A 15,470-nucleotide genomic window follows, 5' to 3' on the forward strand; every position below is an offset into this window, starting at 1 on the left:
CGCTCCCTGGGTCAACCCTCCCACTACCCAGAGTGCACTGTCCGGTACGGATCCGCACCCCCAAGAGCCGGTGTTTTAGCAGGTCAAGTGGCATTATCCAGGGCCCGGACCGGGCGGGCGGGATTACCGACCGCCACTACGTCGGGTGGCAGGTCCCGGGTCACCACCGCGCCGGCGCCGACCACCGTGTTCGCCCCGACGGTGACCCCGGCCAGCACGATCACCCCGCCACCGAGCCAGGCGTTGTCGCCGATGGTGATCGGTTTCGCCGCCTCCCACTTGGCCCGCCGGGGCTCCGGTTCGACCGGGTGGGTCGCGGTGAGGAGCTGGACGTTCGGTCCGATCTGGACGTCGGCGCCGATGGTGATCCGGGCGACGTCGAGGAACACCGCGTTGAAGTTGACGAAGCTGCGCGGCCCCAGGTGGGTCTGCCAGCCGTAGTCGCAGTGGAACGGCGGTCGGACCCAGGCGTTCTCACCCACCGAGCCGAGCAGCTCGCGCAGCGCGGCGAGCCGTCCGTCGGGGTCGTCGGCGGAGGTGGCGTTGAACCGTTCGGTGAGCCGGGCCGCCCGGTCCAGGTCGGCGATGATCTCGGGGTCGTCGGCGAGGTAGAGCTCGCCCGCGAGCATGCGGTCCTTCATGGAGGTCACCGGCAGATCATGCCCCGGATCGTCCGGGAATCTGTCGGCTCCGCGACTTCCGATTGCATACCCGGTATGTAATCCTGACGCTACGCATCGATGTGCTTCCCATCGATGAAGACGCTTCGGGAGGAGCAGAGGTTGCTCGGAAAGAGAAGAAAACTCGTCGCGCTCGGCCTCGCCGGCACCCTGGTGCTCGGCAGCACGCCGGGGACCGCCGCCGCACGTCCCGCCACCACGCCGGCCGGCCCCACCGCCGCCCGGCCCACCGGCACGACCGGTCGACCGGTCACCGTCACCCTGCTCACCGGGGACCGGGTCACCGTCACCGGCGACGGCCGGGCCGCCGTCCACCCCGGTCCCGGCCGCGCCGGCACCCGGTTCCTGGTCGGCCGGGACCGTGGCCACCTCACCGTGACGCCCCGCGACGCGCTGCCACTGATCCACGCGGGGCGGGTCGACCGGCGCCTCTTCGACGTCACCGAACTGATCTCGTCCGGCTATGACGACGCCCACCGGGACACGCTGCCGCTACTGGTGTCGTACCCGAAGGGGGTCGCCCGGCGCGGCGCCGCGCCCGTCGCGGGCACCCGGGTGACCCGCGAGCTGCCGGCGATCGGCGGCGCGGCGGTCACCGCGGCGAAGGCCGACGCGGGCGCGGTCTGGCGGACCCTGACGGCCGGCAGCCCCGGCGCCCGGATCGACGCGGCGGGGGGTGCCGACCGGATCTGGCTCGACGGCAGGCGACAGATCTCCCTGGACCACAGCGTGCCGCAGATCGGCGCGCCGACCGCCTGGGCCGCCGGCTTCACCGGCAAGGGGGTCACCGTCGCCGTGCTCGACACCGGCGTCGACGTCACCCACCCCGACCTCGCCGGCCGGGTCGCCGAGTCGCGCAACTTCAGCGAGATGCCCGACGCCGACGACAAGGTCGGCCACGGCACCCACGTCGCCTCGATCATCGGCGGCAGCGGTGCGGCCTCCGGTGGCAAGTACCGGGGCGTGGCACCGGACGCGACCCTGCTCTCCGGCAAGGTCTGCGAGGAGTACGGCTGCGCCGACTCGGCCATCCTGGCCGGCATGGAGTGGGCCGCCGTGGAGAAGGACGCCGATGTGGTCAACCTGAGCCTCGGCGGCTGGAACACCCCGGAGATCGACCCGCTCGAGCAGGCCGTGCAGACGCTGACCGCGCAGACCGGCACCCTCTTCGTCATCGCAGCCGGCAACGACGGCGCGGACGGCTCGGTCAGCTCGCCGGCCACCGCCGACGACGCGCTCGCCGTGGGCGCGGTGGACCGCGACGACGAGCTGGCGCCCTTCTCCAGTCGGGGACCACGCGCCGGCGACGACGCCCTCAAGCCCGAGATCACCGCGCCCGGCGTGGAGATCGTCGCCGCCCGGGCCGCTAACGGCCAGATCGGCGACCCGGTGGGAGACAGCTACGTCTCCCTCTCCGGCACCTCGATGGCCACCCCGCACGTGGTCGGCGCGGCGGCGATCCTCGCCCAGCGGCACCCCGACTGGGCCGCCGGGCAGCTCAAGGCGACGCTGATGTCCTCGGCGAAGCCGCACCCGGAGCAGACCGCGTACGAGCAGGGAGCCGGCCGGGTCGACGTGGCACACGCGATCAGCGAGCCGGTGACCAGCGAGCCCGCCGGCATCTCCTTCGGCCGGGCGGCCTGGCCGCACGACGACGACGCTCCGATCGAGCGCACGGTCACCTGGCACAACTCCGGTACGAGCGTGCTCACCCTCGACCTGACCACCGAGATCACCGGGCCGGGCGGGCGGACCGCGCCGGCGGGGATGTTCCGGCTGAGCGCCACCCGGGTCACCGTGCCGGCCGGCGGCACCGCCCAGGTGACCGTCACCGTGGACACCCGGCTCGGCGGCGCCGACGGCTACTGGACCGGGCGGATCGTGGCCCGCGCCGGCGACACGGTCGCGGTCACCCCGCTGGCCGTGAACCGGGAGGTGGAGAGCTACACGGTGACCATCAGTCACCGGAACCGGGCCGGCGCGGCGACCGGGGACTACTTCACCACCCTGGCCGGGCTGGACGGCTTCGCGACGATCGACGTCTACGACGCCGACGGCGAGGCTCAGGTGCGCGTCCCGAAGGGCGCGTACGGCCTGTACACCATCGTCTTCGAGAGCGACGGTCAGGGCGAACCGGCCGGGGCCAGCACGCTGGCGCAGCCGCTCCTGACCGTGGACCGCGACCTGCGGCTCACCGTGGACGCCCGGTCGGCGAAACCGGTCCGGGTGACCGTGCCGAAGCGGGACGCCACGCCCGCCCTGGTCGACGTCGGCGCCAACTGGTTCTCCGCGGACGGTGGCGGTTACGGCTTCAGCCTGCTGTCGGCGGACTTCACCGGGCTGGCCAGCGCTCAGCTCGGCGGCGCCACGACGGCCGACCGGTTCGTCGGCGCGGTCGGCAGCCAGTGGGCCGACCTGACGGCCGCCTCCAGCCCGTACCTCTACGCCACCAGCGAGGCGCTGCCCGGCCGTTTCCCGACCGGGTACGTCAAGCACTACCGGCAGCGGGACCTGGCCACCGTGGTGCACCGGTTCCGCGGCGGGGCCCCGGGCCAGGAGGCGGAGCGGATCGTCTTCCCCGACTCCGCGTACAACATCGGCGGGTGGGCGATCGGCCTGCCCACCACCGTCCCCGGCCAGCGGGTCGAGCACTACAGCACCGCCGGGATGCGCTGGAGCACCGAGCTCGACCTCGGCACCCGGGACGAGGAGGGCTGGCTGAACCCGCAGACCGCGCTCTTCGCGGACCGGGTCCGGTACCGCCCGGGCCGGACCGTCCGGGAGGACTGGAACGCGGCGCCGTACGGGCCGTCCTTCCCGCAGCCGCGCTGGCCGGGGGAGGGCGTCACCCGCAACGGTGACACGATCGCCGTCGGCCTGCCGCTGTTCAGCGACGCGGCCGGGCACGCCGGTGCGTCGCTCACCGAGGCCGAGCAGACCGCGCTCTACCGCGACGGTGAGCTGGTCGGCGAGTCCCCGTACGGCGGGTACGGTGAGTTCGAGGTGCCGGCGGGCGCCGCGGACTACCGGCTGGAGACCTCCGCCCGGCGCGGCTTCACCGACCTGAGCACCGAGGTCACGGCGACCTGGACCTTCCGCTCCCGGCACGTCGCCGGGGACGACTGGATCCCGCTGCCCGCCATGGCGGTGCGCTTCGCGCCGCCGCTGGCCGTGGACAACAGCGCCCCGGCCGGCCGGACCTTCACCATCCCGGTGACCGTCGAGCGGCAGCCGGGCGCGCCGGCCGCCAAGGTCGCCAAGCTCACCGTCGACGTCTCCTACGACGGCGGGCAGACCTGGCGGAAGGCGGACCTGCACAAGCAAGGCGCCGGCTGGGCGGCCGTGGTCCGGCACCCCGCCGGCCCCGGGTACGTCTCCCTGCGGGCCACCGCGCGGGACAGCGCCGGCAACACGGTGACCGAGCGGATCATCCAGGCGTACCGCCTGCGGTGAGCCGCGTCCGGGCCCGCGGTCTCCCCGCCGGGAGGCCCGGACGGCGGACGGGCCGGGGCAGCGCGCCCCGGCCCGTTCCGCGTCAGTCGTTGGCGTGCAGCGCCGCGTTCAGCTCGATGCCCCGGCCGGTGCGCGGCTTCGCCTCCAGCGCGCCGGTCACCGAGTTGCGCCAGAAGAGCAGCCCGTCCACGCCGGACAGCTCGCGGGCCTTCACCACCCGGCCGTCCGGCAGAGTGATCTTGGAGGCGGCGGTGATGTAGCAGCCGGCCTCCACCACGCAGTCGTCACCGAGGGTGATCCCCACGCCCGCGTTCGCGCCGACCAGGCTCCGCTCACCGATCCGCACCTTCTCGGTGCCGCCGCCGGAGAGGGTGCCCATGATGGACGCGCCGCCGCCGATGTCGGAGCCGTCGCCGACCACCACGCCCTGCACGATCCGCCCCTCGACCATCGAGGTGCCCAGCGTGCCGGCGTTGAAGTTGACGAAGCCCTCGTGCATCACGGTGGTGCCGGCGGCCAGGTGGGCGCCGAGCCGGACCCGGTCCGCGTCGGCGATCCGCACGCCGGACGGGACCACGTAGTCGGTCATCCGGGGGAACTTGTCCACCCCGTACACGGCCAGGTGGCGGCCGGCGGCCCGCTCGATGACGCGCAGCTCGTCCACCCGCTCGGGCGGGCACGGCCCCGCCGAGGTCCAGGCCACGTTGGCCAGCTTGCCGAAGATGCCGTCCAGGTTGAGCTCGTTGGGTCGCACCAGGCGGTGGGAGAGCAGGTGCAGCCGGAGGTACGCGTCGGGGGCGTCCTTGATCGGGTCGTCCAGCGAGCCGATCACGGTGACCACCTGGACCGTACGCAGGCCGGGCAGCGACCGCTCGCCGACCGCCCCGGGCGGCAGGTCGAGCACGTCGGCCTGGTCCTCGCCGGGGACCAGCGGCAACTCGCCGAGTCCCAGCTTGCCGGTCGGATACCAGGTGTCCAGCACCTGATCGTCAGCGGTGATCGTGGCCAGGCCGATGCCCCAGGCAGACTGTGCGCTCCTCACGGTGCTGACGGTACCGTGCGAATCATGCAGAACCCGCTGACCCCCGAGGTCTTGGCTGATCCGGTGGCGCTGACCCGCGCGCTGGTCGACATGGAGTCCGTTTCCCTGAACGAGAAGGCGATCGCCGACTGTGTCGAGGACGTGCTGCGGGGCGTTCCGCACCTGACCACCTTCCGGCACTCCAACACCGTGATGGCGCGCACCGACCTGGGTCGGGCGCAGCGGGTGGTGCTCGCCGGCCACCTGGACACGGTGCCGCTCAACGGCAACTTCCCGTCGACCATGCGCGGCGACCTGATGTACGGCTGCGGCACCTCCGACATGAAGTCCGGGGTGGCCTTCGCGCTGCACCTGGCGGTGACGCTGCCCGACCCGCGCTACGACGTCACGTACTTCTTCTACGAGGCCGAGGAGATCGAGTCCCGGTACAACGGCCTCACGCTCGTCTCCCAGGCCCACCCCGAGTGGCTCCAGGCCGACTTCGCGGTGCTGCTGGAACCGACGTACGGGATCGTCGAGGCGGGCTGCCAGGGCACCATGCGGGCGGTCGTCACCACGCACGGCGAGCGCGCCCACGCGGCCCGGTCCTGGCACGGGGTGAACGCGATCCACGGCGCGGGCGAGGTGCTGCGCCGGCTGACCGCGTACGAGGCCCGCCGGGTCACCATCGAGGGCTGCGACTACCGCGAGGGGTTGAACGCGGTGCGGATCACCGGCGGGGTGGCCGGCAACGTCATCCCGGACCACTGCGAGATCGAGATCAACTACCGGTACGCCCCGGACCGGGACCCGGCCGCGGCCGAGGCGCACCTGCGCGAGGTCTTCGCCGGCTTCGACCTGGCGGTGACCGACGCGGCGGCCGGCGCCGCCCCCGGGCTGGACAACCCGCCGGCCCAGGAGTTCCTGGCCGCGGTCGGGGCGGCGCCGATCGGCAAGTTGGGCTGGACGGACGTGGCCCGGTTCGCGGCCCTGGGCATCCCGGCGCTGAACTTCGGCCCCGGCGACCCCAACCTGGCCCATCACAAGGACGAGCACGTCGAGCTGACCAAGATCCGCGACGGCGCGGCCACCCTGCACCGCTGGCTCGCTTCGGCCTGACCCCGACACCCGATCGGGGGGCCCGCGACGGTGTCGCGGACCCCCCGGAGTCGGGCCGGCGGCCGGTCAGACGTTCGTGCTCAGCGAGGCTTCGGTCTCGGTGGACTCGCCGGTCAGGTCGGTGTGGTGGGCTTCCATCATCCGGGCACGGCGGCGCTCGGCCACCACGTCGCGGATCCGCCGCTGCATCTGCCGGCGGATCCGGACCATCTCGCTGTTGCTGATCAACGCTCGCTCCTCCCCCGAAGGCAACGCGCCGGGGCATACCCCGTATGTGAATAGTAAGACGTACGAGCGACCGAATTAGTTGCCCAAGATCGCGAAGAATTTCGTCGGCTGGCCCGCCTCCGCGCCCGGCCGCCGTGCCTCCACTACGGTGGCTGCATGAGCCAGAGCGACGGGCGGCCGCCCGGCCGCGTTCCGGGCGGGGAGCGGCACCGCGGTGCCGTCACCCTGCGCAACCGGGCGATCCCCACCAGCACCGCCGACCAACGGTTGCTGGACTCGCGGGGCAGGGGCGACTGGAAGACCAAGGACGCCTGGCGGGCGCTGCGCATTTTGTCGGAGTTCGTCGAGGGTTTCGACACCCTGGCCGACCTGCCACCCGCGGTGAGCGTCTTCGGCTCGGCCCGCAGCAAGCCGGACAGCCTGGAATGCCGGCTGGCCGAGGAGTTGGGCGGCGCCCTGGCCCGGGCCGGCTACGCGGTGATCACCGGCGGCGGCCCCGGCGTGATGGAGGCGGCCAACCGGGGCGCCAGCGAGGCCGGTGGGCTCTCCGTCGGCCTCGGCATCGAGCTGCCGTTCGAGCAGGGCCTCAACGACTGGGTCGACCTGGCGATCGACTTCCGCTACTTCTTCGCCCGCAAGACCATGTTCGTCAAGTACGCGCAGGCGTTCGTCGTGCTGCCCGGCGGCTTCGGCACCATGGACGAGCTCTTCGAGGCGCTGACCCTGGTGCAGACCGGCAAGGTCACCCGCTTCCCGGTGGTGCTGATGGGCGTCGACTACTGGAGCGGGCTGCTCGACTGGCTGCGGGACGCGATGGCCGGCGAGGGCAAGATCGGCCCGGCCGACCTGGAGCTGATCTGCCTCACCGACGACGTCGACGAGGCGGTCCGGCACATCGTGGAGGCCGAGGCGGTGCTCTCCGCCGAGCAGGAGGCGATCCGCGAGGAGGCGGTCGCCCGGGTCGCCGCCGACCAGCGGGCCGCCGCCGACGCCGCGCCCGAGGGCCCGGGGGCCCGGCGGGCCGGGGAGCGCTGAGTCGTGGCCGCGATCTGCGTGTTCTGCGCGTCCTCCCGCACCCTGGACCAGCGCTGGCTGCAGCTGGCCGCCGAGACCGGCGGGGAGCTGGCCCGGCGCGGGCACACGCTGGTCAGTGGCGGTGGCTGCGTGGGGATGATGGGCGCGGTGGCGGACGGGGCCCGGGCCGCCGGCGGCCGTACCCTCGGGGTCATCCCGCAGTCGCTGGTCGACCTGGAGGTCGCCGACCTGGCCGCCGACGAGCTGCTGGTCACCGACGGGATGGCCAGCCGCAAGACGCTCATGATTGACAAGTCGGACGCGTTCGTCGCGCTGCCCGGCGGGCTCGGCACCCTCGACGAGCTGTTCGAGGTGTGGACCACCGCCACCCTGGCCCTGCACGACAAGCCGATGGTGCTGGTCGACGCCGACGGTTTCTACCGCCCCCTGCTCGACTGGCTGCACACCCTCGCGGACCACCACTTCCTCAAGCCGGCCGGCCTCGACCTCCTGATGGTGGCCGACACCGTCCCCGCCGCCCTCACCCTCCTAGACGCCCACCTCACCTAACCCCCACCCCACCCCACCCCCCACCCCCCCACCCCCCCACCCCCCCACCCACCGCCCACCGCGCGGTCGATCATGAAGTTGGCGGCGAAGTCGATCTCCGTTGGTGCCGTCAACCTCATGATCGACGTGAGCTGGGGCGGGGTGAGGGTGGGCGGTGGGGTGGGTGGTGGGGTGGGTGGGGTGGGTGGTGTCGGTTTTCGGGCGTCGTACCGGCGTGGTGGGATGTGGGCGATGGAGGCGTACCGGCTGGTGCGCCGGCCCGGTGGGGTGGGGGCGGGGGTCGTCCACTCCGGCGGGGCGGGGCAGGGGGGTGGCCGGGCCGAGGGCCCGGCCGTAGCGGAGCCGCGATCCGGGGGGTCGACGGGCGATGGCGCGCACCCGCGCGCCGCCCACGGACCCGACGCGCGGCGACCCGATCCGGTGCAGGCCGAGGTGGTCGCGCACACCGACGGGCCGATGCTGGTGGTCGGCGGGCCGGGCACCGGCAAGACCAGCACGCTCGTCGAGGCGGTCGCCGCCCGGGTGGCCGAGGGCGTCGACCCGGAACGCATTCTGGTGCTCACCTTCGGCCGGCGCGGCGCCACCGACCTGCGCCACCGGATCGAGGCGCGGATCGCCGGCACCGGCCACCGCCCCGCCGACGGGCCGGCGGTCGGCGGCACCGCGACCCGGCCCGTCCGGGTGGTCCGCGAGCCGCTGGTGCGCACCTTCCCGGCGTACGCCTTCGGACTGCTGCGGCGGGCCGCCGTCGAGCGGGGCGAACCGTCGCCCCGGCTGCTCACCGGTCCCGAGCAGGACCTGATCATCCGCGAGCTGCTGGACGTGGTCGGCGAGGAGCCGGGCGACGACCCGGTCGGCTGGCCGGAGGACCTGCGCCCCGCGCTGCGTACCCGGGCCTTCGCCCAGCAGCTCCGCGACCTGCTGATGCGTGCCGCCGAGCGGGGCGTCGGCCCGGTCGAGCTGGCCCGGCTGGGGGAGAAGCTGGGCCGCGCCGACTGGCCGGCCGCCGCCCGCTTCCTCCGCGAGTACGTCGCCGTCCTCGCCCTGCGCGACGTCAGCAACCGGGGCTCCATCGCGTACGACCCGGCCGAACTGGTCCGGGCCGCCACCGGCATGCTGCTCGACGACCCCGAGCTGCTGGCCGCCGAGCGCCGCCGGCTGGCGCACGTCTACGTGGACGAACTCGCCGACACCGACCCCGCCCAGCTCGACCTGCTCGCCGTGCTGGCCGGCGGTGGCAAGTCCCTGGTCGCCTTCGCCGACCCGGACTCCTCCACGTACGCCTTCCGCGGCGCCGACCCGGCCGGCGTGGGCACCTTCCCGCACCGGTTCCGCACCGCCTCCGGGGCGCCGGCCGCGCAGGTCACGCTGACCACGTCGTACCGGGCCGGGCCGGAGCTGCTCGCGGCGACCGCCCGGCTGGCCCGCCGGCTGCGCGGCCCGGCGGGGCACCGCCGGCTGCACCCGCTGCCCGACGCGCCACCCGGCGCCGTCGAGGTACGCACCTTCCGCTCCGCCACCAGCGAGTCCGCCTGGCTGGCCCACGCGCTGCGCGAGGCGCACCTGCTCGACGGGGTGCCCTGGTCCCGGATGGCGGTGCTGGTCCGGTCCACCGGCCGGCAGCTGCCGTCGCTGCGACGGGCCCTGCACACGGCCGGGGTGCCGACCGTGGTGCACGGCGAGGACCTGCCGCTGCACCTGCAGCCCGGGGTGGCCCCGCTGCTGCTCCTGCTCCGCTGCGCTCTCGACCCCGAGCAGCTGGACGAGGAGGCGGCGGTCGCCCTGCTGCACTCGCCGCTGGGCGGCGCCGACCCGCTCGCCGAACGCCGGCTGCGGCAGGGCCTCCGCGCGCTGGCGCTGGCCGCCGGCGACCGCCGTCCCTCCGGCGAGCTGATCGTCGAGGCGCTGCGCGACCCGGCCGAACTGGCCACCGTGGAGCGGCGCTGGGCGGCCCCCGCGCAGGCGGTGGCCCGCCTGCTGGACACCGCCCGGCAGGCCGCCGCCGGGCCGGGCGCGACCGCCGAGGACGTGCTGTGGGCGGTGTGGCGGGAGAGCGGCCTGGCCGAGCGCTGGGCCGGGGCGATCACCCGGGGTCGGGCGGCCACCGGCGAGCACGAGACCGCGCAGCGCTGGCGGGCCGAGGCCGCCGACCGGGACCTGGACGCGGTGCTGGTGCTCTTCGACGCGGCGGCCCGGTTCACCGACCGGCTGCCCGGCGCGCGTACCGAGGTCTTCCTCGACCACGTGCTCGGCCAGGACCTGCCCGCCGACACCCTCGCCGCCAGCGCCGACCGGGGCGAGGCGGTACGCCTGCTCACCGCGCACGCCGCCAAGGGGTTGGAGTGGGACCTGGTCGCCATCGCCGGGGTGCAGGAGGGTGTCTGGCCGGACCTGCGGCTGCGCGGCAGTTTGCTCGGCTCGGAACGGCTGGTCGACGTGCTCGCCGGCCGGGCCGACGGCGCCGGTCTCCGGGCCAGCCTGGTCGGGCAGACCTCGGCGCTGCTCGACGAGGAGCGCCGGCTCTTCCACGTGGCGGTCAGCCGGGCCCGCCGCCGGCTGCTGGTCACCGCGGTCGCCTCCGCGGCGGTGGGCGGCGACGACCACGAGGAGCAGCCCAGCCGCTTCCTGCACGAACTGGCCGCCGCCGGGCCGCCGGCCGTGGGTGGGAGCGGCGCGCCGCCGGCCGGCCCGCACCCGACGCCGATGCCGGACGGGCCGGTGCCGGTCGTCGACGACCCGCCGGACGGCGCGCCGGTGGTTCTCCCGGTCACCCTGCCGCCGCGCGGGCTCACCCTGTCCGCGCTGGTCGCGGAGCTGCGTACCGCGGTCACCGACCCGGCCGTGCCGGTCACCCGGCGGCGCGCGGCGGCGGCCGAGCTGGCCCGGCTGGCCGCCGCCGGGGTGCCCGGCGCGCACCCAGACGACTGGTGGGGGCTGCGCGGCCTCTCCGACGACCGGCCGCTGGTCGACGAGGGAGAGCCGGTCCGGGTCACCCCGTCGGCGATGGAGAGCGCGCTGCGGTGCAGCCTGCGTTGGCTGCTGGAACGGCACGGCGGCAGCGGTCCGGCCAGCGCCGCGCAGGGCGTCGGCAACCTGGTGCACGCCGCCGCGATGCTGGCCGAGGACGCCAGCGCCGACCGGACCGCCCTGCTGGACTACGTGGCCGCCCGGTTCGACGCGATCGAGCTGGCCGCCCGCTGGATGGTCGGCCCCGAGCGGCAGCGCGCCGAGGCGATGGTGGACAAGCTGCTCCGCTGGCTGGCCGGCAACCCGCGCCGGCTGCTCGCCATCGAGCACGAGTTCGCCGTCCGGCTGGACGACCCGGCCCGGCCGATCGAGCTGACCGGCCGGGTGGACCGGCTGGAGGTCGACGAGGACGGCCGGCTCGTGGTCATCGACCTGAAGACCGGCAAGTCCACCGCGGTCACCGAGCGGGAGGTCGCCGAGCATCCGCAGCTCGGGGCGTACCAGGCGGCGGTGGAGGCGGGAGCGTTCGCGGAGTTCGGCGAGGAGTCCGGGGGCGCCGCGCTGGTGCAGCTCGGCACCGGGGCGAAGGAGGCCAAGGAGCAGGCGCAGGCCGCCGCCGGGGAGGGCCCCGAGGCCGGGTGGGCCACCGCGCTGGTCCGGCGGACCGCGGACACGATGGCCGCCGCGACGTTCGCGGCGGTCGCCAACGCCAAGTGCCGGGTCTGCCCGGTACGCACCAGCTGCCCGGTGTCCGGCCAGGGCCGCCAGGTCGTCGAGCCGCCCGCGGAGAGCCCGTGACCACCCAGCCCACGCTGTTCGGCGCCGGTGCCGCCCCGGCGCCCCGCGCCGCCGACGCCGGCCCCCGCTACACGCCGGTCGAGCTGGCCAAGCTGCTCCGGCTGCCGGCGCCCACCCGGGAGCAGGCGGCGATCATCGCGGCCCCGGTCGAGCCGCTGCTGGTGGTGGCCGGCGCCGGCTCCGGCAAGACCGAGACGATGGCCGCCCGGGTGGTCTGGTTGGTCGCCAACCAGTACGTCCGGCCCGAGCAGGTGCTCGGCCTCACCTTCACCCGCAAGGCCGCCGGCGAGCTGGCGCACCGCGTGCGTACCCGGCTCGACCAGCTGATCCGCCGGCTCGGTCGGCAGGGCCGGGATCCGCACGAGGACCCGCTCACCGGCGAGCCGACCGTCTCCACCTACCACTCGTACGCCGGGCGGATCGTCACCGAGCACGGGCTGCGGGCCGGCTACGAGCCGACCACCCGGCTGCTCACCGAGGCGTCCCGCTGGCAGCTCGTCGACCTGCTGGTGCGCAACTACGACGGGGACATGTCCGAGGTGGACCGGATGCCGTCCACCATCACCGACGCGGTGCTGGCGCTGGCCGGGGAGCTGGACGAGCACCTGGTCGATCCGGACGATCTGGCCGCCTGGACCGGCCGGTTCTTCGCCGACGTGCAGTCCCGCCCCGGCCGGGTCTACGCGGACGTGAAGAAGGCGCTCCAGCTCCAGCGGACCCGGCTCAAGCTGCTACCCCTGGTCCGCGCGTACGCCCGGCGCAAGGACGACTTCGAGGCGATGGACTTCGCCGACCAGCTCGCCCGGGCGGCCCGGGTGGCCCGGGACCACCCCGGCGTCGGGGTGATCGAGCGGGACCGCTTCCGGGTGGTGCTGCTCGACGAGTACCAGGACACCAGCCACGCCCAGGTGGTGCTGCTCAACGCGCTGTTCGGCGGCGGCCACCCGGTCACCGCCGTGGGCGACCCCTGCCAGTCGATCTACGGCTGGCGGGGGGCCAGCGCCGGCACGCTGGACCGGTTCCCCACCGAGTTCGCCCGCGCCGACGGCACCCCCGCCGAGGTGCTGAGCCTCACCACCAGCTGGCGCAACCGGCCGGAGATCCTCGGCGTCGCCAACGCGCTCTCGGTGCCGCTGCGGGCGGCCGGCGCCCGGGTGCCCGAGCTGCACGCCGCGCTCAGCGTCCGCGAGCCGATCCCGCACCGCAGCCCGCGCGGCCGGGCCGCCGGCACCGTGCACTGCGCGCTCCTGGAGACGTACGCCGACGAGGCGGACTGGATCGCGGACAGCGTGCTGGCCGCCTGGCGGGGCGCGGCCGGGACGCCCGGCGCGCTGCCCGAGCACATCCCGGTGCCGCAGCGCCCCACCACCGCCGTGCTGGTCCGGGTGCGCAGCCAGATCCCGGCGATCGAGTCCGCGCTGCGCGCCCGCGGGCTGCCGGTCGACGTGGTCGGGCTCGGCGGCCTGCTGGACACCCCCGAGGTCCGGGACGTGGTCTGCACGCTGCGGGTGCTCGCCGACCCGACCGACGGGGCGGCGCTGCTGCGGCTGCTCACCGGGGCGCGCTGGCGGATCGGGCCGCGTGACCTGGTGGCCCTGCACCGGCGGGCGAAGGCGATCGCCCGGGCCCGCCGGGAGCTGGCCGGCGAGGGCGGGCCCGAGATCACCGTGGACGCGCTCGACGAGGCGACCCTGGTCGAGGCGCTGGCCGACCTCGGGCCGGCGCAGGCGTACTCGGCGGAGGGGTACGCCCGGCTGCGCGCGTACGGGATGGAGCTGGCGCTGCTGCGGTACCGGCTCGACCAGTCCCTGCCGGAGCTGATCGCGGACATCGAGCGGACCATCGGCCTGGACGTGGAGGTGGCGGTCCGGGCCGGCCGGGACGGCACCGGCGACGCCGGCCTGGCCCGCGGCCACCTGGACGCGCTCGGCGACGTGGCGGCCCGGTTCAGCGGTGAGACGCCCGGCGCCACGCTGGCCGGCTTCCTCGCCTATCTGGCCGCCGCCGAGGACGAGGAGCGCGGTCTCACCCCGGGCGAGGTCGAGGTGGTGGAGGGCGCGGTGCAGATCCTCACCGCGCACGCCGCCAAGGGACTGGAGTGGGACGTCGTGGCGGTCGCCGGGCTGAGCCGGGGCGTCTGGCCGGGGCCGGTGCGCAACTCCGACCACTGGCTGGGCGGGCTCGGCGTGCTGCCGTTCCCGCTGCGCGGCGACGCCGACGGCCTGCCCGAGCTGGGGCTGACCGGGGCCGGGGACCAGCGGGGGGTGGCCCGGGCGCTGGAGGACTTCACCGACGCCTGGCGGGCCCACGACGAGCGGGAGGAGCGCCGGCTGGCGTACGTGGCGGTGACCCGGCCCCGGCGGCTGCTGCTCTGCTCCGGCCACTGGTGGGGGGAGGGGACGAAGCGGTTCCGCGGTCCCTCGGTGTTCCTGCGCGAGGTGCACGACGCGTGCCTGGACGGCACCGCCGGGCACCTGGTCGACGAGTGGGCGCCCGAGCCGGCCCCGGACGCGGTCAACCCGACCACCGAGCAGGTGCTCCGCGCCGAGTGGCCGGCCGACCCGCTCGGCGCCCGCCGCCCGGCGCTGGCCGAGGCCGCCGCCCTGGTCCGCCGGTACCTCGCCGACCCCGACGCGGCCCACCGCGAGGCGGCCGTCCTCGCCGCCGGCGCCGCGGCCGTCGACCTCCGGACCGCCGTCGAAGGAGCCGTGCCCGCCGCCGCGCCGCCGGCCGACGATGCCGAGGTGGCGCGCTGGCGGCGGGAGGCCGACCTGCTCCTAACCGAGCGGGCGGAACTGCTGCGCGGGGCGGAGGCGGTCGAGGTCGAGCTGCCCGGGCACCTGTCGGTGACCCAGTTGGTGGCGCTGCGCCGCGACCCGGCGGGCCTGGCCCGGACGCTGCGCCGGCCCATGCCGAGCGAGCCCAACCCGTACGCCCGTCGGGGCACCGCCTTCCACACCTGGCTGGAGCAGCGCTTCGGCGCCGACCGGCTGCTCGATGTGGACGAGCTGCCGGGCGCGGCGGACGAGGATGCCGCCCCGGACGAGGCGCTCACCGACCTCCAGGAGCGCTTCCTGGCCAGCGAGTGGGCCGACCGGGTGCCGGTCGAGGTGGAGGTGCCGTTCGCCACAGTGATCGCCGGCGTGGTGGTACGCGGCCGGATGGACGCCGTCTTCGCCCGCCCCGGCGGCCGGTACGACGTGGTCGACTGGAAGACCGGCCGGCAGCCCACCGGACGGGAGGCCGAGGCGGCGGCGGTGCAGCTCGCCGTCTACCGGCTGGCCTGGGCCGAGCTCGCCGGGGTGCCGGTCGAGCGGGTAGGGGCCGCCTTCCACTACGTCCGGGACGGGGTCACCGTCCGGCCGGCGGACCTGCTGGACGCCGACGGGCTGACCGCACTGGTCGGCGGCGTGCCGGAAATTTCGGCGGACGGGCGCGGCGTTACGTAAACCGTGGTAGGTTAGGCGCGTTGCAGTTTTGGTTACCAGAGACTCTGTGTGCGCCTGGCGGATTGTGGCCCCAGGCGCTCTTTGTTGTGTCCGGAGTTCTCCGGGCGGGGCGACCAGCAGCGACAGGTGCGCCGCGCATCTCCGCGCGACGCACTCAATTTCGGCCCGCAA

Annotated in this window: 9 protein-coding genes; 6 read left to right on the forward strand and 3 right to left on the reverse strand. The window is 75.2% G+C overall.

The features are described from left to right. Positions 1-83 precede the first annotated feature (83 nt). Positions 84-650: a sugar O-acetyltransferase gene (locus tag EFE23_RS08170; protein ID WP_123240293.1), complete on the reverse strand. Its 567-nt coding sequence runs from the start codon at positions 648-650 to the stop codon at positions 84-86. A 105-nt stretch (positions 651-755) separates the two neighbouring features. Between EFE23_RS08170 and EFE23_RS08175 the strand changes: the two genes are divergently transcribed. Continuing rightward, positions 756-4,133 (forward strand): S8 family serine peptidase, encoded by a 3,378-nt coding sequence (locus EFE23_RS08175; RefSeq protein WP_123240294.1) that lies wholly within the window; start codon positions 756-758, stop codon positions 4,131-4,133. Positions 4,134-4,215: 82 nt separating this feature from the next. On the opposite strand, the gene dapD is transcribed toward EFE23_RS08175, so the two are convergent. Continuing rightward, a complete protein-coding gene (dapD, locus tag EFE23_RS08180) occupies positions 4,216-5,175 on the reverse strand; it encodes a 2,3,4,5-tetrahydropyridine-2,6-dicarboxylate N-succinyltransferase (protein ID WP_123240295.1) in 960 nt (319 codons plus the stop codon). A 24-nt stretch (positions 5,176-5,199) separates the two neighbouring features. Between dapD and dapE the strand changes: the two genes are divergently transcribed. Beyond that, positions 5,200-6,273, forward strand: coding sequence for a succinyl-diaminopimelate desuccinylase (gene dapE / locus EFE23_RS08185; protein ID WP_123240296.1), 1,074 nt, complete (start codon positions 5,200-5,202; stop codon positions 6,271-6,273). Positions 6,274-6,339: 66 nt separating this feature from the next. Here the strand turns inward: dapE and EFE23_RS28440 are convergent, their stop codons facing one another. Beyond that, positions 6,340-6,501: a hypothetical protein gene (locus EFE23_RS28440; RefSeq protein ID WP_199736969.1), complete on the reverse strand. Its 162-nt coding sequence runs from the start codon at positions 6,499-6,501 to the stop codon at positions 6,340-6,342. 156 nt (positions 6,502-6,657) lie between these two features. Here EFE23_RS28440 and EFE23_RS08190 point away from each other — a divergent pair, with 156 nt between their 5' ends. From EFE23_RS08190 to EFE23_RS08205, 4 genes are all read left to right on the forward strand, one after another. Further along, positions 6,658-7,536 (forward strand): LOG family protein, encoded by an 879-nt coding sequence (locus EFE23_RS08190; RefSeq protein ID WP_123240297.1) that lies wholly within the window; start codon positions 6,658-6,660, stop codon positions 7,534-7,536. Between the two features lie 3 nt (positions 7,537-7,539). Continuing rightward, on the forward strand, positions 7,540-8,085 hold the full coding sequence (locus EFE23_RS08195; protein WP_123240298.1) for an LOG family protein: 546 nt from the start codon (positions 7,540-7,542) through the stop codon (positions 8,083-8,085). Positions 8,086-8,316: 231 nt separating this feature from the next. Next, positions 8,317-11,850: an ATP-dependent helicase gene (locus EFE23_RS08200; protein ID WP_123240325.1), complete on the forward strand. Its 3,534-nt coding sequence runs from the start codon at positions 8,317-8,319 to the stop codon at positions 11,848-11,850. Further along, positions 11,847-15,299, forward strand: coding sequence for an ATP-dependent helicase (locus EFE23_RS08205; RefSeq protein WP_123240299.1), 3,453 nt, complete (start codon positions 11,847-11,849; stop codon positions 15,297-15,299). The genes EFE23_RS08200 and EFE23_RS08205 overlap by 4 nt, the downstream gene beginning before the upstream one ends. The last annotated feature ends 171 nt before the right edge of the window (positions 15,300-15,470 follow it).

It is taken from the genome of Micromonospora solifontis, assembly GCF_003725545.1.
Taxonomy (GTDB): Bacteria; Actinomycetota; Actinomycetes; order Mycobacteriales; family Micromonosporaceae; genus Micromonospora; species Micromonospora solifontis.

Bases quoted from the DNA above. Each gene is read 5' to 3' on its own strand.
- dapE (WP_123240296.1), top strand. From the start codon at position 5,200: ATGCAGAACCCGCTGACCCCCGAGGTCTTGGCTGATCCGGTGGCGCTG.
- EFE23_RS08200 (WP_123240325.1), top strand. From the start codon at position 8,317: ATGGAGGCGTACCGGCTGGTGCGCCGGCCCGGTGGGGTGGGGGCGGGG.
- EFE23_RS08190 (WP_123240297.1), top strand. From the start codon at position 6,658: ATGAGCCAGAGCGACGGGCGGCCGCCCGGCCGCGTTCCGGGCGGGGAG.
- EFE23_RS08175 (WP_123240294.1), top strand. From the start codon at position 756: ATGAAGACGCTTCGGGAGGAGCAGAGGTTGCTCGGAAAGAGAAGAAAA.